23 protein-coding genes are annotated in these 26324 nt (G+C 70.9%); 10 read left to right on the forward strand and 13 right to left on the reverse strand.

Annotated features, from left to right (window positions below; all coding sequences use genetic code 11):
* Window positions 1–14: 14 nt before the first annotated feature.
* Window positions 15–1658, reverse strand: a complete 1644-nt coding sequence (locus tag BCR15_RS01920; RefSeq protein WP_068749894.1) for an ABC transporter substrate-binding protein — start codon at window positions 1656–1658, stop codon at window positions 15–17.
* Window positions 1659–1775: 117 nt separating this feature from the next.
* On the opposite strand from BCR15_RS01920, the gene BCR15_RS01925 reads away from it, so the two are divergent.
* Both BCR15_RS01925 and BCR15_RS01930 read left to right on the forward strand, forming a co-directional pair.
* Window positions 1776–2483 (forward strand): FadR/GntR family transcriptional regulator, encoded by a 708-nt coding sequence (locus BCR15_RS01925; protein WP_068749896.1) that lies wholly within the window; start codon window positions 1776–1778, stop codon window positions 2481–2483.
* A gap of 37 nt (window positions 2484–2520) precedes the next feature.
* A complete protein-coding gene (locus BCR15_RS01930) occupies window positions 2521–3126 on the forward strand; it encodes a GNAT family N-acetyltransferase (protein WP_068749897.1) in 606 nt (201 codons plus the stop codon).
* 3 nt (window positions 3127–3129) lie between these two features.
* Here BCR15_RS01930 and BCR15_RS01935 read toward each other — a convergent pair whose 3' ends face one another.
* The 8 genes from BCR15_RS01935 to BCR15_RS01970 form a co-directional block, all read right to left on the reverse strand.
* Window positions 3130–4353, reverse strand: coding sequence for a hypothetical protein (locus tag BCR15_RS01935; protein WP_141679990.1), 1224 nt, complete (start codon window positions 4351–4353; stop codon window positions 3130–3132).
* Window positions 4350–4826, reverse strand: a complete 477-nt coding sequence (locus BCR15_RS14850; RefSeq protein WP_068749901.1) for a signal peptidase I — start codon at window positions 4824–4826, stop codon at window positions 4350–4352. Before BCR15_RS14850 ends, BCR15_RS01935 begins: the two co-directional genes overlap by 4 nt.
* A gap of 20 nt (window positions 4827–4846) precedes the next feature.
* Window positions 4847–5293, reverse strand: a complete 447-nt coding sequence (locus BCR15_RS14855) for a hypothetical protein (protein WP_068749903.1) — start codon at window positions 5291–5293, stop codon at window positions 4847–4849.
* Between the two features lie 311 nt (window positions 5294–5604).
* Window positions 5605–8007, reverse strand: a complete 2403-nt coding sequence (locus tag BCR15_RS14860; protein WP_083196564.1) for a helix-turn-helix domain-containing protein — start codon at window positions 8005–8007, stop codon at window positions 5605–5607.
* Window positions 8008–8228: 221 nt separating this feature from the next.
* A complete protein-coding gene (locus BCR15_RS01955) occupies window positions 8229–9842 on the reverse strand; it encodes an alpha-amylase family protein (RefSeq protein WP_228383369.1) in 1614 nt (537 codons plus the stop codon).
* A gap of 163 nt (window positions 9843–10005) precedes the next feature.
* Window positions 10006–11400, reverse strand: a complete 1395-nt coding sequence (locus BCR15_RS01960; RefSeq protein ID WP_068749904.1) for an ABC transporter substrate-binding protein — start codon at window positions 11398–11400, stop codon at window positions 10006–10008.
* A 76-nt stretch (window positions 11401–11476) separates the two neighbouring features.
* Complete coding sequence (locus BCR15_RS01965; RefSeq protein WP_068749906.1) at window positions 11477–12400, reverse strand: carbohydrate ABC transporter permease; 924 nt, start codon at window positions 12398–12400, stop codon at window positions 11477–11479.
* Between the two features lie 12 nt (window positions 12401–12412).
* Window positions 12413–13324, reverse strand: a complete 912-nt coding sequence (locus BCR15_RS01970) for a carbohydrate ABC transporter permease (protein ID WP_228383368.1) — start codon at window positions 13322–13324, stop codon at window positions 12413–12415.
* A 256-nt stretch (window positions 13325–13580) separates the two neighbouring features.
* Between BCR15_RS01970 and BCR15_RS01975 the strand changes: the two genes are divergently transcribed.
* From BCR15_RS01975 to BCR15_RS02000, 6 genes are all read left to right on the forward strand, one after another.
* Window positions 13581–15842 (forward strand): alpha-galactosidase, encoded by a 2262-nt coding sequence (locus BCR15_RS01975; protein ID WP_068749910.1) that lies wholly within the window; start codon window positions 13581–13583, stop codon window positions 15840–15842.
* Between the two features lie 61 nt (window positions 15843–15903).
* Entirely contained in the window at window positions 15904–16911 is a 1008-nt protein-coding gene (locus BCR15_RS01980; RefSeq protein ID WP_068749912.1) for a LacI family DNA-binding transcriptional regulator, read from the forward strand.
* A gap of 53 nt (window positions 16912–16964) precedes the next feature.
* Window positions 16965–18161: a cytochrome P450 gene (locus tag BCR15_RS01985; RefSeq protein ID WP_068749914.1), complete on the forward strand. Its 1197-nt coding sequence runs from the start codon at window positions 16965–16967 to the stop codon at window positions 18159–18161.
* Window positions 18162–18183: 22 nt separating this feature from the next.
* Window positions 18184–18660 (forward strand): glutathione peroxidase, encoded by a 477-nt coding sequence (locus BCR15_RS01990; RefSeq protein ID WP_068749916.1) that lies wholly within the window; start codon window positions 18184–18186, stop codon window positions 18658–18660.
* On the forward strand, window positions 18657–19532 hold the full coding sequence (locus tag BCR15_RS01995) for a DUF1295 domain-containing protein (protein ID WP_068749918.1): 876 nt from the start codon (window positions 18657–18659) through the stop codon (window positions 19530–19532). The genes BCR15_RS01990 and BCR15_RS01995 overlap by 4 nt, the downstream gene beginning before the upstream one ends.
* Window positions 19533–19718: 186 nt before the next feature.
* Entirely contained in the window at window positions 19719–20096 is a 378-nt protein-coding gene (locus tag BCR15_RS02000; protein WP_068749920.1) for a VOC family protein, read from the forward strand.
* Between the two features lie 148 nt (window positions 20097–20244).
* Here BCR15_RS02000 and BCR15_RS02005 read toward each other — a convergent pair whose 3' ends face one another.
* The gene (locus tag BCR15_RS02005) at window positions 20245–20547 is read right to left on the reverse strand and encodes a hypothetical protein (RefSeq protein WP_068749922.1); all 303 of its coding nucleotides are present in this window, start codon (window positions 20545–20547) and stop codon (window positions 20245–20247) included.
* Window positions 20544–21005 carry a VOC family protein gene (locus BCR15_RS02010; RefSeq protein WP_068749924.1) on the reverse strand — a complete coding sequence of 154 codons (462 nt, stop codon included), beginning with the start codon at window positions 21003–21005 and terminating at the stop codon, window positions 20544–20546. Before BCR15_RS02010 ends, BCR15_RS02005 begins: the two co-directional genes overlap by 4 nt.
* Window positions 21006–21069: 64 nt before the next feature.
* Here BCR15_RS02010 and BCR15_RS02015 point away from each other — a divergent pair, with 64 nt between their 5' ends.
* Together BCR15_RS02015 and BCR15_RS02020 are read left to right on the forward strand one after the other, a co-directional pair.
* The gene (locus tag BCR15_RS02015) at window positions 21070–22602 is read left to right on the forward strand and encodes a serine hydrolase domain-containing protein (protein WP_068749926.1); all 1533 of its coding nucleotides are present in this window, start codon (window positions 21070–21072) and stop codon (window positions 22600–22602) included.
* A gap of 46 nt (window positions 22603–22648) precedes the next feature.
* A complete protein-coding gene (locus tag BCR15_RS02020; protein ID WP_141679992.1) occupies window positions 22649–23479 on the forward strand; it encodes a hypothetical protein in 831 nt (276 codons plus the stop codon).
* Here BCR15_RS02020 and BCR15_RS02025 read toward each other — a convergent pair.
* Together BCR15_RS02025 and BCR15_RS02030 are read right to left on the reverse strand one after the other, a co-directional pair.
* Window positions 23406–24656, reverse strand: coding sequence for a wax ester/triacylglycerol synthase domain-containing protein (locus BCR15_RS02025; RefSeq protein ID WP_068749930.1), 1251 nt, complete (start codon window positions 24654–24656; stop codon window positions 23406–23408). The two genes, BCR15_RS02020 and BCR15_RS02025, sit on opposite strands and share 74 nt — an antisense overlap.
* Window positions 24653–26260, reverse strand: coding sequence for a gamma-glutamyltransferase family protein (locus BCR15_RS02030; protein ID WP_083196568.1), 1608 nt, complete (start codon window positions 26258–26260; stop codon window positions 24653–24655). The genes BCR15_RS02025 and BCR15_RS02030 overlap by 4 nt, the downstream gene beginning before the upstream one ends.
* Window positions 26261–26324 lie beyond the last annotated feature (64 nt).

Below are 26324 nucleotides of genomic sequence, written 5' to 3' on the forward strand. Positions count from 1 at the left end.
GCGCCCGTCGGCACTTACTTGGTCGAGCCGACGCCGACGAACGACAGGCCGGTCACGGCGATCGGCTGGAAGTCCTGCAGGGTCTCCGGGTCGAACGCGGTGGGCGTCTTGCGGTGGAAGATCGGGTACAGCGGGACATTCTCGCTGATTACGTCGAACGTCTCGTGCCAGGCGGCCTTCTGCTCGTCGCCGGTCGCCTGCGACGCCGTGTCCAGGAGCTCCTGGACCTTGGTGTGCGACTCCTGGCCCTTCCAGTGCATGCGGGCGTCGGTCCAGGTCTCGCCCGCGTACCACCAGCGCAGCAGGAGGTCCGCGTCGTCGCCGAACACCGAGGGGTCGCCGGGGGCCACGACGATGTCGAACGCGTCGGGGTTGCTGTCGATGGTCGCGTAGACGTCGGAGGACTTCTTCTCCTCGTAGGCGACGGTGAGGCCGGCGGCCTCGAGCGACTCCTTGATCATCGGGCGGACGTTGGCGAAGAAGCCGTGGTCGGACGCCAGCAGCCGGACCTGGGTGAGGCCGGTCTGGGCGAGGAGTTCCTTGGCCTTGGCCTGGTTGCCCGGGTACTGCACCTTGGCGGCCTTGTAGGCGGGGTGGTCCTCGTGCACGAAGCAGGTGGCCGGGGTGGCGAGGTCGGACATGCCGACCGAGCAGATCTTCTCGTAGTCCAGGGCGTACATGACGGCCTGGCGGTTGCGGACGTCGTCCATCGGCGCGGAGCCGGTGTTGAACATCACGAACACGAGGCCGAAGCCCTGCTCCGCTGCGACCGACTTGGTCTCGGCGAGGGTGGCGAGGTTCGCCACGGGCACCGAGTCGATGGCCTGCACCGTGTCCGACGTCAGGGCGTTGGTGCGGGTGGAGTCGTCCGGGATGATCTGCCACTCCATGGTCGCCGCGCGCGCCGGCTGCGGACCGGTGTAGGCGTCGTTGCGCTCGAACGTGATCTTCTGCGACCCGGCGCCGTTGTCGACCAACTTGTAGGGGCCCGTGCCGACAGGGGCGAGGTCGAACGCCTTCTGGTCGGCCTCGACGAGCGCCTTCGGGACGATCTTGACCACCGACAGGCGCTCGGCGACGAGCGAGAAGGGGTACTTCAGCGTGAAGGTGACGGTGGTGTCGTCCTTCTTCGCGACCGAGTCGATGAACGGGATGAAGGAGGCGTACAGGCTCTTGTTCGCCGGGTCCAGGACCCGCTGGAACGAGAACACCACGTCGTCCGCGGTCACCGGGGTGCCGTCGTGGAAGACCGCTCCGTCGCGCAGCGCGACCTCCCACGTCGTGTCGTCGACCTGCGTGGGGAGGTCCTTGCCCAGCGCGGCGAACACCTCGCGGGTGGCCGGGTGGATCTCGGTCAGGCCCTCCATGGTGTGCCAGTTCGCGGCGACGGTGAGGGCCGCGGTCGTGGTCATGGGGTCGTAGCCGTTGGTGCCCAGCTCGTAGGAGATGGCGGCGGTGATGGCGCCGTCGGCCGCGGCCGAGGAGGCGGGTGCGCTCGAGGCGCCGGCGTCGGTGGTGCCGGGCGCCGCCGTCGGGCTGGTGCTGTCGCTGGGTGCGCCGCAGGCGGCGAGACCAGCGGTGAACGCTGCCGCGGCGCCGAAGCTGCCGGCGAGCTTGAGCAGGCTCCGTCGGGAGGTGACGGGCATCTGGTTCGTCATTGAAACTCCTTGGTGATCGGACATCCGATGTCTGACGTCGGCTACACTAGCGCATGGAATCGACGAGCGCTTCCACTTCGCTCAATACTGTGAGCACTTCGCTCAACGGGGGTACACATGGCCAGGAACGAACCGCAGCGCCTGAGGGCTACCATCCAGGCCGTCAAGGAGCTGATCCTTGATCAGGGGCTGCAGCCGGGCGACCCGCTGCCCACCGAGGCGCAGCTGGTGGACCTGCTGGACGTGTCGCGCGGGAACCTGCGTGAGGCCGTGCGGACCCTGGTGGCGCTCGACATCCTCGAGGTGCGGCACGGCACAGGGACGTTCGTCGGACAGATGTCGCTCAGGCCGCTGGTCGAAGGGCTCGGGTTCCGCGGCGTGGTGCTGCCCGGTGAGGACTTCCAGTCGCTGCGGCAGATCGTGGAGGTGCGCAGCGGTCTGGACCACGCGCTGGCTGACGCCGTCGTCGAGCGGATGGACGACGCCGTCGCCGTCGAGCTGAAGGCGCTGTGCGACGCGATGGCCGAGCACAGCGAGCGCAATGAGGCGTTCGCGGCCGAGGACAGGGCATTCCACCTCGCGTTGGCGTCGATGCTGGGCAACGAGTTGTACAGCGAGCTCGTGGCCGCGTTCTGGGACGTACACACCCGCCTGGCTCCGCGGCTGGGCGTGCCGACGCCGCGCGACATCGCGGACACGGTCGCGGCCCACCGGGCAATGCTCGACGCGGCGGTGTCGCGGGACCTGGAGGGTTACCGCGCCGCCGTCGGGAACCACTACGCGCCGCTGCTGCGCGTCCTGGACTCGACCTCGACGACCGGATGACGGCCTGCCCAGCCGGGCTGACGTGGGAAGCTGCCTCATGAACTGGATCGAGCTCGTCGGCTACATCGCCTCCGCCTTCGTCGTGCTGTCATTCGCCATGAGTTCGATCGTGAAGATCCGCACCATCTCGCTCATCGGGTCGGTCTTCTACGTCGGCTATGGCGCGCTCATCGGCTCGATCCCGATCATCCTCGCCAACGCGACCATCGTCGTGTTCCACGTCCTCGCGCTGTCCAAGGAGTTCAGCAGCTCCACCGAGCTGGGCGCCGTCCCCATCGCGCCGGACGCGCCGTTCCTCGTCGACTTCCTGCACTCGCACGAGGACGACATCGCCGCCTCCCAGCCGGAGTACCGCCGGCGGCCGTCCGACACCGCCTTCGTCCTCATGCGCGAGGGCATGCCCGCCGGGGCAGTCCTCGGGACCCGCGACGGCGACTCCCTGCACCTGGCCCTGGACTACGTGCTCCCCGCCTACCGCGACTCACGGCTCGGTCGGTGGATCTACGGTGCCCGCACCAGCGCGTTGCGCGCCCACGGAATCCGGGAGGTGACGGCGGCGCCCACCACCGACGTCCACCGCCACTACCTCGAGCACGTCGGCTTCGAGCGGCGAGGCGATCTGATGGCCAAGACGCTCGCCTGACGCTTACGGTGTCGCGGTGGCCGCGGGCGCCGACGGCACGGCGACGCAGTAGCCGACCTCGGCCGAGGTCTCCCCGTCCTTGATGTTGCGGTTAGGTCCGGTGCCGCCGACGGTCCACAGTCCAGAATCCGCATCGAAGGCGATCGTCTCCCCGTTCCACATTTGGATCGCCGTGGGATCCATGCCCCGCATCGGCGGGAGCCGGGTGTCGAACGTGGCCGTCCACCGTTGCTTCTCCGGCTCGTCGCCGACGACGACGAACGCGAAGCAGTAGCCGTCGTCGCTCCAGGCCAGGGACCGCTGTCGCACGACGTGGCCCGCGGAGGTGGCGACCGGCACGAGCCCCGACGCATCCGGCCCGGGGTCCGGGGTGGGCGTCGGGGTGGGGTCGGTCACGTCGACCGTGGAGCCCGCCGTCGTCACCGCGTACCCACCTCCCCCTGCCGCGATCAGGAGTTGCGGGCGCAGGACCAGGATCGCGAATCCCGCGACACCGGCCGCCCGCGGCAGCTCCGTCAGCACCCGGGCCAGGTCCACGGTGACGCGCGACCCGGCGCCTCCCGGCACCACGGCCACACCGTTGTCTCCGACCCGGGCGACAGCGACCGCACCACCGGCCCCCTCGAGGCTGAGCAGCAGCCGAGCTCCGTCCACCTCGTCCGGCCGGGCCGCCGGCACGTCCACGCTGACCGTGGCGAGGTAGCGGAACCCGTCGCGCTCGACCAGCGCGAAATCCGCCGACGCGGCTGCGGGTTCGACCACCTCGCCGCGGAATGCCGACACGGTCCCCCGGACGCCGCCGAGGTCGCCCTCCAGCACGACGGCCTCGCCGCGGCTCACCGCGACCGCCGTCACCCCCGCCAGGTCGACGAGCGCCAGGGTGCAGCCGGGAAACTCGACGACGACGGCCCCCGACTCCCCCACGGCGGCCGCCCCGCCGCAGGCCCCGCCCGCACCCCGGGCGGTGACCTCGATGCGGGCGTCGGGCCCGAACTCGTCGGCCGAGGAGACCCTGACGTTCTGCAGGCGGCCGAAGGAGACCGCGGGGACGCCGACGTTCCAGTCGAGCGTGACGGTCGTTGCGCCGCCGACATCCGCGCGCGCCCCGCCGAGCGGGGCCACGACGAGCCCACCGAGCGTGGCGGCCGAGCTCGTCACCAGACCGAGGCCCAGGATGACGGCGGCCAGGACGACGACCACACGGGCGCGGACACGGGGGGTCGTCACGCTGCCGGCTCCGAATCCGGCGTCGGCGCCCGGCTCGGCCACAGCAGCGCCAGGACGACCAGAGCAGCCGCGCCCCCCAGCAGGATTCGCTGCAGCGACGACCCGAGCAGCAGCCCGACCTTCGGCACGTGGGCGACCGCCCTGCCCATGATGTGCCGGGACGGAGTGAGCCACGGGTCGGCCTCCGCGTTGTTGTCCCCGAGGGTGACGTACGCCTCGGCGCCGTCGAGCGTGCCGACCGCGCTGATCCGGTGGATGGCGCGGCCGCCCTCCCCCGCCTGACCGGGCGGCACCTGGAACGAGATGACGTCGCCGACCTCGTAGGCGGGTTGCCTGATCGTCAGCACGAGGTCACCGGTGTAGTAGGTCGGCTCCATCGAGTGGCCCTGGACGAAGGTCAGCCCGGTGATGCCGCCCCACGTCGCCGGCCAGACGGCCGCGACGAGCAGGAGCGTCAGCGCCCAAGGCCCCACTCGACGCACGATGCCGGCGGTCAGTCGATCTCGGACGCGGAGACCGCCACGACCCCACCGTCGATGACGACCGACGCGCGCGCCACATCGTGGGCGGTCACGGTGACAGCCGGATCGGTCCAGGTCTCGCCGCCGTCGGTGCTGACGTACTCGACCAGCACGGCGTCGGCAGCGTCCACGAGCGTCAGCTTGATCTCGGCGTCGTCGGAGATGGTCTCTGCCGGGTCGGTCGCCTGGAGGTCGACGGCGGTCACGACGTACGCCTGCGCGGCCGCGTCGTAGGAGGTGTCGAACGTGAGGGTCACCCCGTTCTCGACGGGGGCGACGACGGTGTTGCTGTTCGCGCCCAGTGACTGGTTGTCGAGGCCGCCCAGCGTGGCGGCCGAGGCCGAGACGATCGCGAACGTGGCGACAGCGGCGACGACGGCGCCGATCCGGCGCTTCGACACGGGGGACGTGGTGCTCATGGGTTCTCCTCGGTGCAGGTGGGGTGCGCCACGGCCCGCGGTGGGTGGTGCGTGTGCCATCCCGCGAGGCCGGCGCCGTGACCCCATGTCTACTGGGCACGATGCGGTGCCGCATCGGGACCGCGGCGCCCGGGTGAGGACCGGGAATCACCCCCATGCCACCGGCATCACGCTCCCGCCATGCACTTTCGTTAGTGATCCACCCGCCGAAGGTCGACTGCTTCCCCCCGGCCGCTCTCCGGATTCACCCACGACTTCACCCGGTTCACCCACTGCCACCCGCGCGTCCGCTGCGTCCAGCGCGTCCAGCGTCAGATGAGGCCGCGTGCCCGGGCGATCGCCAGCGCTCCAGCCCGGTCCCCCGCGCCCAGCCGCTTGTAGGCGGCCTTGGCCGTCGAGCGCACTGTCTCGGTGCTCACCACGAGTCGCCGGGCGACATCGGCCATGGTCCCGCCCTCGGCGAGCGCCTGGAGGACTTCCCGCTGGCGGCGGGTGAGGGCCCCGTCGACGCCTCCAGCCACGGGATTCGGGGCGACGACGAGCCCTGGATACCGGGCCAGGCGCTGCCCCATCAGCGGCGCGATGGCCGTCAGGGCGGCGTCGGGCAGGACGGCGAGCGCGCCCAGCACGTTGCCCCAGTCCTGCGAGTTGGCGAGGACGCGGACGTCGTCCGCGCGCGCCGGGTCGTCGACGACGCAGGCGATCTGCACCCCCGTCGCGACGATGCGCCACCGGTTGGACAGCTGATCCGAGCGCAGTGCATGGTCGAGTTGCGCGGCCGCGGCACCCGTCCGGCCGGCCGCGCACTCCAGCGCGGCCAGGAGCACCGCGTTGAGCGATCCGGGGACCTGGGCGTGTTCCAGGACGCCCCTGGCCTGGCCGATCATGCCGCGGCGCAGCAGCAGCATCACGAGCACGCTCTGCAGCGGCCACCACTCCCAGCCGGGGCGGCCCGCCCACGCGGCGCGCTGCAGCATGGACCCGGCCCACCTGGCGCCGGCCTCCGGACCCCGCCACAGCGCTAGCTCGAGGGTCCGAATGGTCGACTCGTGAGGAGCCCACGCGCGGTCCGGGTCCACGAGCGGCGCCTCCTCCGGCCCGGCCTGTCCCAGGTCCAGCACCGCGTAGGCGGCCGCCAGCGAGCGCAGCGCGTCCTGGGACGCCTCCGGCCCCACGCGGTACCGGTCAGCCTCGGCGAGCTGGGCCTCGGCGGCGCGGGGCAGGCCGCCGTGCGCGGCCATGAGCGCGGCGCGCAGCATGACGCCGCGACGGAGGCCCGAGTAGTGGTCCATGCGCGCGCCCATGTCCATGCTCATGCGCACCGCGGCCGAGGAGCAGTCGCGGGCGATCCCCATCTCGCCGAGCACGAGGCCGGCATCGGCGGCGCCGAGGAGGGTCCCGCACACCACGGCGGCCTCGTCGTGCCGCCTCCGGTCCAGCGACAGCCCGGTGGCCGCTTCGGCAACCAGCCATCTGGCAGCGTCGAGGAGTTGGCGGCGCGCCTGCGTCGCGCTCGCCGGCCGCCCGCCCGCGGCGAGCGGATCGAACCATTCGCGCAGTCTCGCCAGGGTCGACCCGGGCTCGGGAGCCCGCTGGGCGGACAGGAGGTATCCCAGGTCCTGCCACGCCTCGGGTGTCGAGGAGCTGATGCGGGCCGGCCGCTCCAGGCCGTCGAGGTAGCGCCGGGCCCTGGTGAGGTGGCGCAGGGCGGGCGGGAAGTGCTTCGGCCAGGCGCTGCGGACGCACGTGACATGGGCGGCGGTGAGGTGGACGAGCGGGTGCATCGTGGTCGCGAGGACCTCGTCGACCCGCTCCCACTCTCCGAGCGTCGAGTAGACGCGGATGCGTTCCAACCCGGTGAGGTCCGGGGCGACGGCGTCGCCCGTCTTGAGAACGTCGGCGTGCCACGCATCGACCGCCGCGGGGTCGGCGTCCCCCCAGGCGCGGAAGACGGCGCTGGTCAGCCCGTCCGGCAGGCTGGATCGGTGCGGGCCGGCGACCGTCACCGCCGTGGACGACTCCCGCAGCTCGCGCACCTCCTGCGGCGTGACCGTCCGCTCCAGGAGTGCGGTGGCGACGGTGGCGACGGTGTCGTCGCCGGCACGGCCCAGGGTTGCCTGAAGCCGCAGCAGGGGGTCGCGATGGACCTGTGGCAAGACGACGGCGGCCCACGGGCGGGCCGCCTCCTCAACCTCGAGCGCGTAGCGGCGCGGGTCGCTGTACGGCACGTGCGAGAGGGCCGGCACCCCTCCGGTCTGGTGGAGGATCTGGTGGAGGACGACGGGGTCCGCGGCTTCGGGGTGGACGGCGAGGATCTCGTCCTCGGTGAGGACGAGGTCCTGGTGCCGCAGGATCCGGTCGACTGTCAGCAGCTCTGCCCAGTCGCATCCGTCGAGCTCGGCCGCGACGACCACCCTCGTACCGACCAGCGCCGGGTCCCCCAACAGCCTCCGGACGCGCTGCGCTGCCCGGTCATCGGCGTCGTCGACATGGAGGACGACGAGGTCGGCGTCGATGACCGACGGCTGAGGCTCGTCGCCGGTGAGGCGCAGCCGCGTGACCCGTCCGACATCGAGGAGCGCGACGGCGCGGTCGACGATGCGCCGCGGGTGGTACGGCGGCGGGGCGCAGACGAGGATCAGCTGATCGGTGCGGAGCGCGGACACGACGCGCCTGGCGACCGCGTCCGCCACCGGGCAGGGGTTCACGTGCACCCGACGCACCACCTTCCCGTTGGAGGGTCCTCGGCGCCCCACGATCGCCAATCGGTGGCACTTTGCCGTCTGACTGCGGGGTGAGTCAACGTAACCTTCGGACAGAATCCGTTGTCAGGCGCGGCGGGTCTCGGTTAGTGGTCTGCAGGTTTCTCGCTGTGGAGCCTCTCCTGTGCATATGCACGCAGGAAGCCCCACAGCGAGAAAAGTGCAGGTCCCCCTCACTCGGACGGGGACGCGGACTCGGTCGCGTCGAACGGGTCGGCCCCCTCGTGGGCGAGCCAGTCGTAGTGGATCGTGGCGTCGCCGGTGCGCCAGCGGGAGGGAGTGGCCGTGTGCAGCCAGTCCAGCGGACGGACGCCCCCAGGGGCGCCGCCGTCGAGGGCCAGTCTCAGCGCGGCGGCGAGATCCGCGTCGACCCGTTCGGTGCGCGTGGCGGGGTCGACCGACACGAACAGCACCGTCCCCGATCGGGCGACCAGGTCGAGAAACTGCCGGTTCTTGCCCCAGTCGGTGCCCAGGGTGCTGGGCACGCAGTCCGCGTCGACGGCGAAGAACCGCCCGTGCTGGGCCAGCCGGAACGCCAGCGTGTTGACGCCCACGCGCCGGGTGCGCTCCCAGACCAGGCCGGACGTGTCGTCGCCGGTGCGCTGCGCCTCGACGAGGCCCGCGGCGAGGTGCCCGACGACGTTGCACCCGAGCACGACCCCATCGTCGCCGGCGGCAGCCCGGATCGTCCGGTAGAGGTCGACCAGCACCTCGGCGGTGGTCCGGGTGCGGTCGTGGACGTGCACGCCGTCGGCGACAGGGCGGGGGCCCATGGTCGGTCCCCACTGGCCGAGTGCTTCGAAGGTGGAGAAGTCGTGCTTGATCAGCTCGAAGCCCCACTCGCGGATGCGGCGGACGTCGCCGGTGACGCGCTCGAGCGTCGCGGGATGGCTCGGGTCGAGGGCCCAGCCGCCCTCCCACGGACGCAGCCCGCCGGCCTCCGGCCGCCACCGGTGTTGGAGCGGGCGGAACCAGATCCCCGGCCGCACCCCCTCCGCGGCGATGCGGGCGGCGACCTCCGCCATGTTCGGGAACTCGCCTGGGCGGCCGACGTCCCAGGGGCCGCCCGAGGCGGGCAGGCCGTCGGCGGTGCCGTCGATGCTCCACCCGTCGTCGACGACACCGAATGGCCGGACGGGATGGTCGCCGACGAGGTCGGCGATCGTGCGGGCGTCGCGGACGACGGCGTCGGCGTCGAAGTCGCGGCCGTAGGCGTAGTACCAGTTGTTGGCGCCGACGAGCGGACCGGTGGGTCGCGGGTCGCGGCAGAGCGCGGCGGCCAGCGCGCCCTGGACCGTGAACGGGTCGCCGCCGTCGACGAACCGGACGACGGCGGCGGTCAGCTGGCGGTTGCCCAGGAGCACCGCGTCGGACCCGGCGCGGACGTCGAGCCAGAGCGAGACTCCCGCGTCGTCCACGGTCCAGAAGGCGAACGATCCGGCGCGGACGTCGACGCCGGCGCCCCACGTGGACCCGGCGGCTGGCGAGTGTGCGAGCACCATCCACGGGTGCGCGACGTCGGCGCGGAGCGGCTGCCAGCAGGTGTCGCCGTAGGTGCGCTCCCAGGCGTCGCCGAGGAGGAGCGCGTCCGCGGGGAGTGTGCGGCGCCAACGGAGATGGACTCGGCTGAGCGGCGTCCTCGAGGTGGCGAGCCGGACGGTCAGTCCGCCGTCGGCTGTTGGGATGAGGTCGACGGCGACGCCGGCCGCGGCCGGGGCGCGCCAGGTGTCGCGGGGTCCGGGCTGGACCCGGACCAGATCAGGCGTCGGGACGGTCAGGCTTGGCATGGCTCCTCCTGTGGGGCGGGATGGTTTGAGCAGATGGCACCAGTCGCGGAGATCCCCCCGCGGTGCCTGAGCGTGGGCTCGGCCGCGACACGTGCCATCTGCTCAACTCAGACCAGACGAAGGGCCGGACGGTCACCCGCCCGGCCCCTCGTCGGTCAGTGGATCAGCCGTTGAACAGGGCGTTGACCTGCTCGTTGGCGGCGTCCAGCGAGTCCACGTCGGCCTGACCGGTGAACACAGCGTCCACAGCCGGCTGCATGATGCCGTTGATCTGCGAGGCGTAGTCGGTGATCGGGAACAGGAAGGTCGTGCCCTCGTTCACGTGCACCAGGAAGGGCTCGACGTCGATGCCACGATCCGCGAACGCAGCCTGCGCCTTCTCGGTGGCGCTGGGGATGGCCGGGAAGACCACACCGGCCTCGCCGACGATGTCCTGGCAGGCGGCGGAGCCGAGGTACTCAACCCACTTGACGGCCGCGGCCTTGTTGTCCGAGCCGGCCCACACCGAGTCGGCGAGACCGTTGTACATCGAGGCGCGCTCACCGGACGGGCCGACGGGGGTCGGGGCGAGGCCGGTCTCGATGCCGGTGTAGCCGAACATCTGGTTGATCATCCAGGAGCCGTTGGTGATCATGGCGTACTTGCCGGCACCGAAGATGTCGCCGGAGCTCTGGCCGGTGACCGCCTCGACGGTGGGCATGTAACCCTTCTCGGCCAGCGACGCCATCCAGGAGATGGTGTCCTTGAACTCTGCGGCGTCGTAGTTGTACTTGGTGCCCCAGGGGTTCTTGTCCGTCACGGTCCAGCCGGTGGTGCCGCTGTACATGGACCACTGGGTCTGGCCGTTGCCGCCGCCGGAGCCGCCGTCGAGCCCGAGGCCGTAGACGGCCACCTTCGTCTTGTCGAAGCCGGGCTCGTCGCCGCGCACGCCGTTGTTGTCGATGGTGAGGTGGGCGATCATCTCCTCGTAGGTGCCGCCGTCCTCGGGGTTCCACTCCAGGGCGGCGAGGTCGGCCTCGTCGACGCCCGCCTCCTCGATGAGGGCCTTGTTGTAGAAGATGGCGACGGTGTCGAAGTCCTTCGGCAGGCCGTAGCGCAGACCGTCCTGGCCCACCCACAGGTCCGCGAGGCCCTCCTGGTAGCCGTCGACGTCCACCCCGTCGGCCTCGAGGGTGGCGTCGAGTGCCATGAGCTGGCCCTGGGTGACGAACTCGGGGTAACGGGAGAGGTGGTTTGTGAACACGTCCGGCGCGGTGCCGGCGACGAAGCCGTTGGTGATGCCGGACCAGTAGTCGTCCCACGCGTACTGCGTAATGGTGACGGAGACACCGGTCTCCTCCTGGAAGTCGGCCGCGCACTGCTCGTAGGCGGGCTTCTGGTTGTTGTCCCAGAGCCAGTAGTCGATCTGGCCCGACGCGGCAGACGTGTCGACCGCTTCGCCGTCGCCGCCGTTCGTGGCGGCGGGCTCGGACTCGCCGCCGCAGGCGGTCAGCGTGAGGGACAGGGCCGTGACGGCCGCCAAAGCGGTTCCGGCCTTACGGAAGTTGAACGTGGCCATGGGAATTCCTTTCGTGCACTTACGTGGAACGGGTGGGGTGAGTGAGTGGACGGACACGGGAGAGGGCGGGCCCGGGCTACTTGCTGCCCGAGTACCCGATCGAATCGATGATCTTGCGGGCGAACATGAAGAACAGGATGAGGACGGGGACCGCTGCCACGAGGGTCGCGGCCATGAGGCCCGCCCAGTCCGGCGAGCCGGCGGGCGTCTGGGACCTGAAGACGCCGAGCGCGACGGTGAGCACCTTGGTGCCCTCCGAGTTACCCACCAGGAGCGGCCAGAAGTAGTCGTTCCAGGTGGTGATGAAGGTGAGGATCCCGAGGGTGGTGATGGGCGCGGTGCTCATCGGCAGGATGATCTTGAAGAACGTGCGCCAGGGCCCTGCCCCGTCGAGCGAGGCCGACTCCTCGATCTCCCGGTTGATGCCCAGGAAGAACTGGCGCAGGAAGAAGATGGCGAACGGGGTCATGAGGAACGTCGGCAGGATCATGCCCGGGAAGGTGTTGAGCAGGCCGAGGTTCTTGATCAGCAGGAAGTTGGGCAGGCTGGTGAAGATCGGCGGCACGAGCAGCGCGCCGAGGAAGATGCCGAACACGAGGTTGCGGCCGGGCCAGCGGAGCCGGGCGAAGGCGTAGGCGGCCATCGCGGAGAAGAACACCTGGCCGAGCGTGACCGCACCGGCGTAGATGACCGAGTTGCGCAGGTAGAGCCAGAAGTTCACCGACGCGCCGGAGCCGCCCTCGGCGATGGCCTCCTCCTGCGTGGCGAGCCCGAGCACGCGCTCGAAGGCGCCGAACGTGAAGTCGACGGGGAGCAGCGACGACGGGTCCGACGACAACGACCGGCTGGTCGACAGCGCCGTGCGAAGCATCCAGTAGAAGGGGAAGAGCGAGAGGATCAGGAAGGCGATCATCACGGCCCAGGCGAGGATCCGCCCAGCGCTCATCTTCTTTCGTTTCCGCACCGGCGCGTCGGTGCTGGTGTCAGCGTGGTTGGCCATGGTGGGACTCCTTTACGCCAGGTCCGACTCGCCGGCACGCAGCATCCGCAGTTGGATGGCGGCCAGGACGGCGAGGATGATGAAGAGGATGACGGCCAGGGCGCTGCCGTAGCCGAACTGACCTTCACCGAAGGCCTTCTGATAGATGTAGTACTGCATCACGCGGGTGACGTTCACGGGTCCGCCGCGCGTAGTCACGGCCACGGTGTCGAACACCTGGAACGAGCCGGTGACCGTGATGACCAGGATCATCGCCAGCACGGGACGCAGCAGCGGCAGCGTCATCTTCCAGAACGACGTCCACTCGGAGGCGCCGTCGATGGAGGCGGCCTCGTAGATGTACTTCGGGATGGTCTGCAGGCCGGCGAACACCAGCAGGGCGGTGTAGCCCATGTGCCGCCACACGTTGACGAAGGCGATGGTGGGGATGGCCCACGTCTCGTCGGCGAAGAAGGCGATCTTGGAGGCGCCCATCCACTCGATGACCTGGTTGAACAGGCCGATCTGGTAGTCCAGCAGCCAGAACCACAGCATGGCGGCGATGACGTTGGAGATCAGCCACGGCAGCAGGAGCGCACCGCGCAACGCGATCGACTTGGTCAGCCGCTGCATCATCACTGCCAGCACGATTGCGATGACCGTCTGGAAGCCGATGTTGAGCAGCACGTAGCCGACGGTCACCCACATGGCGTTCCAGAAGAGCGGGTCGACCGCGATCTTCTCGAAGTTCTCGGTGCCGATCCAGGTGGGGGTGCCCAGGATGTTGTAGCGCGTGAAGCTGAAGTAGACGCCGCGAACAGCCGGTACGAGGTAGAAGACCACGAAGCCGATGGCGGCGGGGGCGATGAACAGCAGCGCAGTGCGGAGGTCGCTTGTGCGCTTTCGGTTCGTGTCGAGGCTGTGCTCGAGTGTTCGTGTACTCACCACGTTCCCCTCTTTGGGACTGCCCCGGCATCTCTGACGGGGGGTGTGCGGGTTTGCATGATGGAATCTACACGCGTCACATATAGAGCGCAACCTTCCGTTACCAACTTGTTATCGAGAGAATTTCACGCTTGATTTCTTGGCACAGCGGGTGCAACCATGTTGTCTACATGAGTAGATGACCGGCGGCCAACGGAGTGCCGCTAACTCGCCGGCCGCTCCCCCACACAGCACGGCCAGATCCAGGAGGGATCCCATGAGCCACCCCGTCAACGCCTTCGTCACCCTGCGGTCCGAGGGGGTCGGCGTCGTCGTCGACCTCGCAGCCGGCCGCCTCCCCGCGCTCCTCCACTGGGGCGCGGACCCCGGCGAGCTCACCCTCGACGACGTCGCCACCCTCGCGCTCACCGCCGTGATGCCCGCGGCGCCCAGCATGGTCGACGACCCCACTCGGCTGGCCATCCTCCCCGAGCACTGGGCCGGCTGGGTCGGCCGTCCCGGCCTCAGCGGCTCGCGGCCCGACGGCTCGGCGTGGTCGCCACGGTTCGTCACGCACACCCTCCTCATCGACGGTGAGCCACGCGAGGCGTCCGACGAGGCCCCGTCGCTGATCGAGCTGGGCACGGGCACCCTCACCGTCGTGGCCCGCGACGACGCGGCCGGCCTCGAGATCACCCTCACCCTCGAGCTCACCGCGGGCGGCGTGCTGCGCAGCCGGGCGGTGCTCGCCAACACCGGCGGCGACGACTACCGCGTCGACGATCTGATCCTCGCCTATCCCGTCCCGACGGTCGCGTCCGAGCTCCAGGACCAGGCAGGCCGATGGGCCAAGGAGCGGGTGCCGCAGCGCCGCGCCTTCACGGTGGGCGCCCACGTCCGCGAAGGACGCAAGGGCCGCACCGGCGCCGACGCCGCGACCGTCCTGCACGCGGGTGTGCCCGGCTTCAGCTTCGCCGACGGCGAGGTGTGGGGCGTGCACGTCGGCTGGTCCGGCAACCACACGCACCTCGCCGAGCGGAACTTCACCGGCGAGCAGGTCATCGGCGGCGGCGAACTCCTCCTCCCTGGCGAGGTGGTCCTCTCCCCGGGCGAGTCCTACACCAGCCCCTGGCTCTACGGCTCCTACGGCGTGGGCCTCGACGAGGTAGCCCGCCGGTTCCACCGCTACCTGAGGTCGCGGCCGCAGCACCCGTCGTCGGTGCGCCCCGTGACCATCAACGTCTGGGAGGCCGTCTACTTCGACCACTCGCTCGAGCCGCTGCTGGAACTCGCGGAGAAGGCCGCCGCCGTCGGCGTGGAGCGCTACGTGCTCGACGACGGCTGGTTCGGGGCCCGTCGCGACGACCACGCGGGTCTCGGCGACTGGGTGGTGTCCCGCGACGTCTGGCCCAACGGGCTCCACCCGCTGGTCAACCGGGTCAAGGAACTCGGCATGCAGTTCGGCCTGTGGTTCGAGCCCGAGATGGTCAACGAGGACTCCGACGTCGCCCGCGCGCATCCCGAGTGGATCATGGCGACCGGCGGCCGGACCCCCGTCGAGACGCGGTTCCAGCAGGTGATCAACCTCGGCATCCCCGAGTGCTACGCCCACATCCGCGACCAGATCTTCGCGATGCTGGCCGAGTACGACATCAGCTACATCAAGTGGGACCACAACCGTGACCTCATCGACGCCGGCACCCACCCGCTGGGACGGGCCGGGGTGCACGCCCAGACTGAGGCGGTGTACCGGTTGATCGACGAGATCAAGGCGGCCCATCCGGGGCTGGAGATCGAGTCGTGCTCGTCGGGCGGCGCCCGCGTGGACCTCGGGATCCTGCAGCGGACCGACCGCGTGTGGGTGTCGGACTGCATCGACCCGCTGGAGCGGCAGGACATGATGCGCTGGACGCAGCAGCTGCTGCCGCCGGAGATGCTGGGCTCGCACATCGCCTCGCTCACGTCGCACACCACCGGCCGGACCCACGAGCTGAACTTCCGGGCCGCGACTGCCCTGTTCGGGCACCTCGGCATCGAGTGGGATCTGCGCCAGGCCTCCGACGACGAACTCGCCGAGTTGGGTGAGTGGATCGCCTTCCACAAGGCGCACCGGGACCTCCTGCACGGCGGTGACCTCGTGCGCCTCGACTTCCCCGACGAGTCGCTGACGGCCACGGGCGTCGTCGCCCTGGACCGTTCGCGGGCGATCTACTCGTATGCCGCGGTGTCGACCCACGTCACGAGCCTGCGAGGCCGGCTCCGGATGCCGGGGCTCGACCCGGCCCGCCGCTACCGCGTCTCGCCCGTCCTCGTCGGGCGGGTGCCGTCCGGCCTGCGGCCGCCGGCCTGGTGGGGCGTCAAGCGCGATATGGCCACCGAGACCGTCGACCTCACCCATGGACGACCGCCGAAGCTGGTTCCGGTGGCCGAGGAGGCCGGGGTCGTCCTGCCCGGAAGCCTGCTCGCCTCCGCGGGGCTCATGGAGGCGTCCGTGCACCCCGACCACGCGCTGATCTACCTCGTCGACGCCGTCGACTGAGGCGGTTTCGGCCGTCGCGGGCCGCGGCCCTAGGCTTGCCCACAGCTGTGAGGAGGAGAATATGTCGAGCGGAGCGGTGCGGACGACACGCGGGGCGACCCGCGACGACGTCGCACGCCTCGCCGGCGTGAGCTCCGCCGTCGTCAGCTACGTGGTCAACAACGGGCCGAGGCCGGTGGCCGAGGCCACGCGCCAGCGGGTACTGGACGCCATCGACAAGCTGGGATACCGGCCCAACGCGGCGGCGCGGTCGCTCATCATGGGGCGCTCTGACCTCGTCGGGCTCGTGGTCCCGGACGTCCGCAACCCCTACTTCGCGGCGCTGGCGCAGGCGGTCGAGGTGGAGGCACGGGCTGCCGGGGTCAACCTCGTGTTGGCGCAGGGGTCGACGGGGCATCTCGCCGAGCTGGTGGAGTCGCTCAGCGGGCACCTGGTCGCGGGCATCATCACCGCGGCCGTGCCCGAGCCTGCCGCCGTCGAGGTGATCCTGCGCAACAAGATCACGATGGTCCGGTTGAGCCTCGTCCCGCCGGACATCGACGCGACCTCCGTTCTGCCCGACTTCTACGAGGGCGGCCGGGAGGCGGTGCGGCACCTCATCGAGGTGCACGGGCACCGGCGGATCGCCCTGGTCGCCGGGTCGGACACCCCGGACAGCCACACCGTGGTCGACGATCGCGAGCGGGCCTGGCGCGACGTCCTCGCTGAGGAGGGGCTGCCGCGCGACGCCATCATCCGGGTCAACTGGTCCTCTGCCGGTGGCCGCCAGGCTGCGGAGCGTCTGGTCCGGGACTTCCCCGACTGCACGGCGGTGTTCGCCATGTCGGACCAGCAGGCCATCGGCCTGATCGCCGGCCTGCACGGACTCGGCCGGTCCGTCCCCGACGACATCGCGATCACGTCCTTCGACGGTTCCCCGGAGGCCGAATTCACCATCCCACCGTTGACGACGGCGAGCGTCCCGATGGCCGCCATGGCGAAGGCGGCGGTCCGGCAGCTGCTCCACCCGGGCGGGAAGGGCCAGGTGTTCAAGCCCGAGCTGATCGTGCGAACGTCCTGCGGCTGCTGACCGGGACCAACGGATCCGCGACCGAATCGGCGGCGTCGCCCTAGCCTGGAGACATGAGCGCCGAGACCTCCTGTCGTCGCATCTCCGTCAAGCCCGGGGAGGCCGATTCACCCCGCGTCGAACGCGTCGACGGGGTGTGGCGGGTGCGCTCCACCGAAGCCGTCCGACAGATCCTGCGCGAACGCGACGCCACCGCGCAGGCCGGGTTCAACTCCGAGTCCATCCCCGAGGGGACCATGGCCGACGAGCCCATCCTCTTCATGGACGGGGAGCCGCACCGCCAGCAGCGCAGCAAGATCGCGCGCTACTTCGCGCCCAAGACGGTAGCTGCCCGCTACCGCGACCTCATGGAATCCCGCGCCGACGCTCTGGTGGCGGAGATGGTGGCAGACGGTCAGGCCCGGCTCGACGACGTGTCCCTGCGATACTCGACCGAGGTGGCCGCCCAGGTCATCGGGCTCACCGACTCGCGCATCGACCGCATGGCCCGCCGCCTGGAGCGCCTCTTCGACCAGCCGTCCTTCGACCCGGCCTCGTCTGAGCCCGAGGGTCGCGTCGCGAGCGCTGTGCGCCAGTTCCGCGGCAGCGTCCCCATGCTCTGGTTCTACCTGTGGGACGTGCGGCCCGCCATCCGTGAGCGCCGCAAGGCGCCGCAGGAGGACGTCATCAGCCACCTCCTCAAGGAGGGCTACGGCATCCCCGCCATCCTCATCGAGTGCGTCACCTACGGCGCCGCGGGCATGGCGACCACCCGCGAGTTCATCTCGATGGCCACGCTGCACCTCCTGCGCGACGACGCGCTCCGCGCCCGCTACGTCCAGGCGGACGAGCCCGAGCGTTATGCCATCCTCCACGAGATCCTGCGGCTGGAACCCATCGTCGGGCATCTCTACCGCCGCGCCCAGCGCGGGTTCAGCTTCACCGACGGCGGCCACACCTACACCGTCGAGCCGGGCGATCTGTTGGACCTGTTCATCCGCCAGGCCAACGCCGACCCGGCCACCGTCGGCGAGGCGCCGCTGGACCTGTGCCCCGCGCGGCCACTCCCCCGCGGCATCGGGCCCGAGGTGATGAGCTTCGGCGACGGCCCGCACAAGTGCCCCGGTAACGCCTTGGCGATTCAGGAGACCGACATTCTTCTGACAAGGCTGTTCGCCCACCGGGTGACGATGCTTCGCGAACCTCAGCTGGGGTGGGACGACATCATCTCCGGCTACGCGCTGCGCGACGTCGCGGTCGCCGTCGGCTGACCGGCACACCTACAGTTGGCTCTTGACTACCCTCTACGAATTCTCCGCGTCCACCCTCTCCGGCCGGGAGCAGTCGCTGTCCGAGTATCGGGGCAAGCTCGTCCTTGTGGTGAACACGGCCTCCAAGTGCGGCTTCACCCCGCAGTTCGCCGGTCTGGAGAAGCTGTACTCGACCCACTCCGACGAGGGGCTCGAGGTTCTGGGGTTCCCCTGCGACCAGTTCGCCGGTCAGGAGTTCGACGACGCCGCCCAGATCGCCGAGTTCTGCTCCCTCAACTACGGGGTGACCTTCCCCATGTTCGCCAAGGTCGAGGTCAACGGGGACGATGCGCACCCACTCTTCGCGTGGCTCCGCACGGAGGCCCCCGTGCCGCTGGGCGATGCCATCGAATGGAACTTCACCAAGTTCCTCGTCGACCGAGAGGGTCACGTCGTGCGCCGTTACGCTCCCAAGGTCGAGCCGTCGGTGATCGAGGCCGACATCGTGGCGCTCCTGTGACCCGCCCCGCGGCTGACCGCACGGCACTGATCACGCTGCCCCTCGTCGTCCTGATCGGCGCGCTCGTGGCGCTGGCGGGCGGGCAGGGCGGGGCCACCGTCGCTGGAATCCCTGTCTTCTCGCTGGCGGTGGCGGCCTCGTTCGTGATCCAGTGGGTGGTGTTCGTGCCGTCGTTCGCGGCACAGACGGAGCGCTTCTTCGACCTCACCGGAAGTCTGACCTACATCTCGATCACCCTGGCCATCGCCCTCCTCACCCCTGGGGTCGACGCCCGGGCGCTCCTGCTGGCGGCCCTGGTGCTCGCCTGGGCGGCGCGGCTCGGCACCTTCCTGGTGCGGCGCGTCCACAGGGCGGGCAAGGACGACCGCTTCGACGACCTCAAGCCGTCGATCATCCGGTTTCTGAGCGTATGGACCATCCAGGGCCTCTGGGTGACGCTCACCGCCGCCGCGGCCTGGGTGTCCATCACCTCGGTGACCCGGGTGGGGCTGGACTGGTTCGCCCTGATCGGGTTCGTGGTCTGGGCCGTCGGCTTCGGGATCGAGATCGCGGCGGATCTGCAGAAGAGCCGCTTCAACGCCGACCCCGCCCACACGGGCAGATTCATCTCCACTGGTCTCTGGGCACGGTCGCGGCACCCCAACTACTTCGGCGAGATCGTGCTCTGGACCGGTGTCGCGATGATCGCGCTGCCCACGCTCCAAGGCTGGCAATGGGTCGCGCTCGTCTCACCCCTCTTCGTGACGCTTCTCCTCACCAAGGTGAGTGGCGTCCCGCTGCTGGAGAGGAAGGCCGACAGCAAGTGGGGCGGACAGCCCGACTACGAGGCGTACAAGGCGAGCACACCGGTCCTCATCCCCAGGCTCCGGTGAGCAGATTCAGCTGGGCGACGGTGAGCCGACGCTACCTGCGCGCCACCTGACGCAATGTTGCACGGCGGAGCCAATGTCGCGCTTGGCCTGCACGGATGACCGCCATACCCATCGGAGGCGCTGGTGCGCGTGCCAGACTCGGGCGAGGACGCCGTCGGACCGGCGGCCCACAGAGGGAGGACAGGCATGCCGCACGGAGACATCACCCACATCGACATCCCGGTGACGGACCTCGACCAGGCGCAGCGCTTCTACAGCGAGCTGTTCGGCTGGCAGATCGCGGAGCTGCCCGGCTTCGAGGGCTACCCCATGTGGCAGGCCCCCAACAAGATCAGCGGAGGAGGGCTGGCGCCACGCGGTGAAGGTTTCACGCAACCGCGGTCCTACGTGGAGGTGGACTCGATCGACGAGGCCCTCGCCAAGGCCGAGGCGAACGGTGGCCGCGTGCTCATGGCCAAGGCGCCGATCAGCGAGACCAGCTGGTGGGCGATTTTCGAAGACCCCTTCGGCAACCACATCGGCCTGTACGAGGGGACGACCGACACGCAGGCCCCAGAGGCCTAGGGTTCGCCGGGGGTGAGCCAGGTCCCCTAGTGTCCGCGGGACCAGGGTTCCGTCTCCGGTCGGAACCGCCCGGCAACTTTCTCGCTGTGGAGCCGACTGCGTGCATATGCACGCAAGAAGCCCTCCAGCGAGAAAAGTGCGGATGAGCTCAGCTCCCGCCGAGAAACACCGCCGCCAGAAACGCCGCGTAGACGACGGCGGCCGCGACCGCCAGCCCCTCCGAGGCCCGCTGCCATCGGCCGCGCAGCGCTGCCATCGCCAGAGCTCCTGCGAGGAGGGCCCAGACCACCTGATGCCCCCACGCGACGATCAGACGCGACCAGCCCCCATTGTCCGGGGTCTCGACGCCGTCCCCCACGGTCGCGAACACGACGGCGATCACCGCCGCCGCGACCGCACCGGCCGTGTAAAGCCACCGGCGCCACCGGGGCGCGTCCTCACCGCCGGTCACGTCGCGGCGCCCTCGGGCTCGCTGCCCGGTGAGGACAGGCCCGCCGCCTCCATGAGCTCGACACCGAGCGGTCCCGGGTTGTAGGCGACCTCCCACCGGATCCCGTCCGGGTCGGCGAAGTACCCGCTGTAGCCGCCCCAGTCCCGGGTCTGCCCCGAGACCACGTCGCCGGCGCCCGCGGCGGCCGCATCGGCGAGCACCCCATCGACGTCTTCCGGCGCCGGGACGTTGTGCGCAAGGGTGAGCGGGACGAGGCCATCGCCGCGGGCGATCGGGCCGACCTCGGCCTCGAACTGGTCTTCGTCCCAGAGCGAGAGGACCAACGTCGGCGCCAGGCGGATCATGATGATCCCCTCGGCCTCGAAGGCCGGCCTCCAGCCCAGCCCCTCGACGTAGAAGCGCCGTGCGGCGCTCACGTCGGTGACTGCGAGGGTGATGAAGTTCACTCGGGCGTCCATGACCCGACGGTACCGGCCGAGAACGCCACTTGACCGGAGTTCGGAAGCTGAGGACGCTGGAGGTATGCGTGTCGCCGACGGTCTCGTCCGGCTTGCGCGATGGTCGCTGGTGACCGTCGCGGCCGTTCTCGGGATCATCGTCGCTGCCGCCGGGCTCGGGCAGCGCGCACCCCAGCCACCTCCCGCTGCATCGGGGTCGTGGGCGACTCCCGAGGAGCTCGGCGACTTCATCGCGCAACGATCGGCCGATCTGCGCCTGGCGGGTGTGGCGGTCGTCGTCGTCCGCGACGGCGACGTCTACGAGGAGAGCTACCTGAGGACGGCCGGAGCAGGGCGGCCCGTGACCGCGGACACGCCCTTCGTGCTGGGCTCCACGAGCAAGCAGTTCACCGGACTCGCCGTCCAGCGGCTCATCGCCGACGGCCGACTCGCCCTCGACACCACGGTCGCGGAGGTTCTGCCGGATGTGGAGGCGGACGGGGACGTCGGGCACATGTCGGTGCGGCAGCTCCTCACGCACACCTCCGGCCTCACGACGACGACGGGACTCGAGCAGTGGGGGTGGATGCCGGGGCGCTCCCCGTCGATCGCTGACAACGCACACGCGTTGACCTCGGCGGCGGCCGGCGCGCAGGGGAGCTACGAGTACTCCAACAGCAACTACGACCTCCTCGGTGCGATCGTCGAGGAGGTCACCGCGCAGCCGTTCGCCGCCGCCGTCGAGGAGTTGGTGCTCGGCCCACTGAGGCTGGCCCAGACCACGGCTGGTCCCGACTCGGCCACCCTCGACGACGTCGCCGTCGGCTACCACTCGTGGCTCGAGGTGGTGACGGTGCCGACGCCGTGTCCCTGTACACCCGGAGCGGTCCCCTCCGCATTCATGGTCTCGACCGCCGCGGACCTGACACAGTTGCTGCGGGCCCACATGGGCAGCGTTCCGACAGAGCTGCCCGACGAGGTCCTCGCCACAGCGCGGGAGCCCCTGACGACCATCGACCCGTACTCGCAGTACGGCTCCGGCTGGGTGGTGCGGCCATTGTGGGAGCAGCTGGTGTCGGTGGGCGATCCCGTCGACGGGGCGGACCTGCCGTCGTGCGTCGAGCATCTGGGCAGCACCTATCGTTCCCAGTCCTATCTGATGGCGTGCCCGTCGCTCGGGTTCGGGATCGCCGCGCTGACCAACACGGGGGCCGGCATCGACACGACGAGGTGGTCGCGTTTCCAGACCGACCTCACGCATCTCGCACTCGGCACGCCGACGCCCGCGCCGGGGTTCAACCCCGTCGAGTCGAACGCGCCGGTGATTATTCCCGGTCTGCTGCTGGCGCAGGCCTTGAGTCTCCTGCCGCTGACGGCTGCGCGCAGCGGGACGTGGCGCGTGGCGCTCGCCCTGGGCGGCGCCATCGTCGGGCCCGTCCTCTGGTGGGGATATGCCCCGACCCGGCTCGGCCCACGCCTGCCCGTTGCCTCCCTCTGGGCGCAGGCGCCCGAGCTGGGGATCGCCACGCTGGTCAGCACGGCTTTGGCGCTGGTGGCCGCGGCCTTGGCAGCGACGTGGGCGGCATCGCGTCGGCACGGCCCGGCACGCAGGAACTGACCGGGAATCGGGTCCGCACTACTACACGCGGCAGTAGTCTTCCCCCGTGCTCACGCAACGGACGTCGTCGTCCCCCCTGACCTGGTCCCTCCCCATCGCAGCCCTCATGATCGTGTCCAGCCTGGCCGGCCTGTTCCTCCCCCGCGTCTACGCCCAGGAGACGGTCAACTGGATGCTGCAGGCCCAGGGACAGGACGTGGGCAACCTCATCGCCGCGGTCGTGCTCCTCTGGTCGGCGCAGCGCTACCGGGCAGGGTCGTACCGGGCGGGCGCCGTGTGGCTGGGCACCCTGCTCTACGTCATCTACGCCTTCGTCGTCTACGCCATGGCGGTGCACTTCAGTCCGCTCTTCCTCGTCTACGTGGCCGTGCTTGGACTCAGCGCCTGGGCGGTCATCCGGCACATCGACGCGTTCCGGGCCGCGCCCGCGCCCGTCCCCGCCGCCCCGGCCCGGAGACTGGCCGGCTGGACCCTGATCGCCACCGGAATCCTGTTCGGGGGCCTGTGGCTCTCCGAGCTCATCCCGGCGACGGCGAGCGGCCAGCTCCCCGCCAGCCTCGAAGAGGCCGGGCTGTGGGTCAACCCCATCCACGTCATCGACCTCTCGGTGGTGCTGCCCGCGTTCGTGATCACCGGCCTGGGCGCTCTGCGGCTCCGCGCGGACGGCCTCACCTGGGCCGCGCCGTGGCTAGTCTTCTCCGCCCTGATGGGCACGAGCATCGTCGCCGCCATGCTGCTGATCGCCGGGCACGGATTCCCTGGCACGCTCCCGCCCACCGTCATGGTCTCCGTCGTCGTCCTCGTCAGCCTTGCGGCGCTGGTGCGCTTCCTCGCCGGAGCTCCGCAGCCAGCGCGCGTCCCAGCACCGCTGCGTTGAGCGCGTCCGCGTCGGCGTGCACCGCGACCTCCAGCCGCCCCGCATAGGACATCGCGGCCACGCCGAGCCGCACGTTGCCCTGGATGGGCGCCACGGGCCAGGCGTGCAGCAGCGGCGCTCCCGCGACGGCCAACGGACGTTCGGGACCCCGGACGTTGGTGACGAACAGCGCGATGAACCGCTGGCGCCGGGCGAGGCGAGCGAAGATCCGCGAACCCCAGCGGCTCCGCGTGAGTTCGAAGCTGCCCTGGTCGCGGGCCGCCTCCTTCGCCTCGCGGGTGACGGCCGCGATGCGGACCATGCGGTCAGCGGCGTCGGCCACGCCAGTCGGGAGCCGCGCGAGCATCACTCCTACAGCGTTGCCCGACCGCCCGTGCCCACCCGGGAGGGCCACCGGGACGCTGGCGGGGAGGACGTGCGGCACCGGCTGGCCGGCCTCGCGCAGCGCGGCCTCGGCTCCGCCTGCGACGGCGGCCAGCAGGGCGTCGTTCACCGTCGCCCCAACACGCTTGGCTCCCGCGCTCACGGCACCCAGGTCGCCGTCGACGAAGGCGACGCCGCGGCGCGGTCCGATGGGGCCGAGCAGCACGGTGCGTGCGACGGTGGGCCGGATCACCGCCGCGACCCTCACGAGGCCTGCGGCCACTCTGCGGATGCGCCGACGCAGGCTCGTAGGCCGGCGGGGCGCGGCGATGGTGGGCGCGGCCCTCGTCTCATCGGCGTCGCCCCCGAAAAGCTCCCGGACCAGCCGGACGCCCGCCACCCCGCCGGCGACACAGTGGTGGACGCGCAGGATGATCCCGGGTGCCGTGGGGGTCGCGCCCGGGACGACGAGCAGCTCCCACAACGGCCGATCCGCCGGCAACGGCCGCGTCATCAGCTGTGCGGCGAGGTCGGCCAAGCCCTGCACACCCGGCACCGGGTCGACGGACCGGATGTGCCAGGTGAGATCGGGCGGGGAGTCCTCCCAGTAGAGGTCGCCGCCCCGCCCCCGCACGCGCTGCATGAACCGTCCCAGGCCGACGCTCCGGTCGGGCGCTCTGAGGCACGCGTCGATGGCCCGGCGGAGCAGCGCGAGGTCGGGGGTCCCGCCCGGGGCGGCGAAGCCACCTGGGGCGAGGAGCCCGGCCAGGAGGAAGGCGTTGACCGCTGTGGCCTGTTCCGAGCCGGGGTTCACCAGCCCATCGGGTAGCCGTCAGCCCGCGGCTCCGAGCCCGCGACGAGGACGCTGGCCGAGTCGTGCGGGTCCAGCCGCCAGATGGCTTGTCCGCGCCCGAAGACCGCCGGGTTCGCCGCGACCTCGACGTCGTGGCCCTGCCCACGCAGGCGCGTCACGACGCCCTTCCCTGCCGCACCTTCCACCTGCACCCGGCCCGTCCCCGGGTCCCAGAACCAGCGCGGGCGGCCGAGCGCGGTCTGGGGGTCGTCTCCGCCGTCGACGGTGTGCAGAACCAGCTGCACATGGCCCTGCGCCTGCATGTCGCCTCCCATCACGCCGAAGGGCCCGACGGGGGCGCCGGCGCGGGTGAGGAACCCGGGGATGATCGTGTGGAACGGGCGCTTGCCCGGGGCCAGCTCGTTGGGGTGCCCCGGCTCGAGCGAGAAGCCGGCGCCGCGGTTCTGCAGCGAGATGCCCGTTCCTGGCACGACCACCCCGGATCCGAAACCGTGGAAGTTGCTCTGGATGAAGCTCACCATCATCCCGCTGCCGTCGGCCGCGCAGAGGTAGACGGTGTCAGAGGAGCGGGGATCCAAGGCACCGGGAGGCACGGCCCGCGGCCCGATGGCGGCGCGGCGGGCGGTCGCGTGCGCTGCCGACAGCAGTTCCTCGACGGGCACATCGACGACTCCCGGGTCACCGACGAGCGCATGGGCGTCGGCCAGCGCCAGCTTCACCGCCTCGATCTGCCGGTGCCAGTCGGCCGCCTCCTCGGGCGCGAAGCCATCGAGGACGTTCAGGGCGATGAGCGCGGCGATTCCCTGGGTGTTCGGCGGGATCTCCCACACCTCGTGGTCGCGGTACCGGGCGCTGATGGGCGTGACCCACTCGCTGCGGTGACCGGCGAGGTCATCAGCGGCGAGCCGCCCCCCGGTCGCGGCAGCGAAGGGGACGATGCGCCCCGCGAGTTCCCCGCGGTAGAAGTCCTCGCCGCCGGTGTCGCCGATGGCGGTGAGCGTGGCGGCCATCTCCGGGCTGCGCCACACCTCGCCGACGCCGGGGGCCCGGCCGCCGGGCGCGAACAGCGGCAGAAATCCCCGAGCGCTCGGCTCCGACTGACGCGACTGCGCCGCCGCGACACCACGTCCCCACCCCCAGGCGACGACCCCGGACACCGGGAAACCCTCGACAGCCAGGGCGACGGCGGGCGCCAGGACCTCGGAGAACCCCAGCCGCCCGAAGCGCTGGTGCAGGTCCGCCCAGCCGCGGACCGCCCCCGGGACGGTGACGGATTCCCAGCCCGTGGTCGGCATGACGGCCCGTCCGTCGCCCCGCAGCCGCGCGGCCGACGCCGCGGCGGGGGCACGGCCGGAGCCGTTGAGCCCGTGGAGCCGCTCCCCGTCCCAGACCAGCGCGAACGCGTCCGAGCCCAGGCCGTTGCTGCACGGTTCCACGACCGTCAGGCACGCGGCCATCGCGATCGCGGCGTCGACGGCGTTGCCCCCGGCGCGCAGGATCGACAGCCCCGCCTCCGCGGCGAGGGGCTGGGAGGTGGCGACGGCGCCCCGGCGGGCGAACAGGGGCTGTCGTCGGCCGGGTTCTGCGAGGGGTGGCAGGTGCATGGTGACCATCATGGCCCCGAACTGCGGCAGCGCACGTGACGATTCTCAACGCCCCCGGCGCTCG

This window comes from Tessaracoccus lapidicaptus (assembly GCF_001693815.1).
In the GTDB taxonomy this organism is placed as follows: Bacteria; Actinomycetota; Actinomycetes; order Propionibacteriales; family Propionibacteriaceae; genus Arachnia; species Arachnia lapidicapta.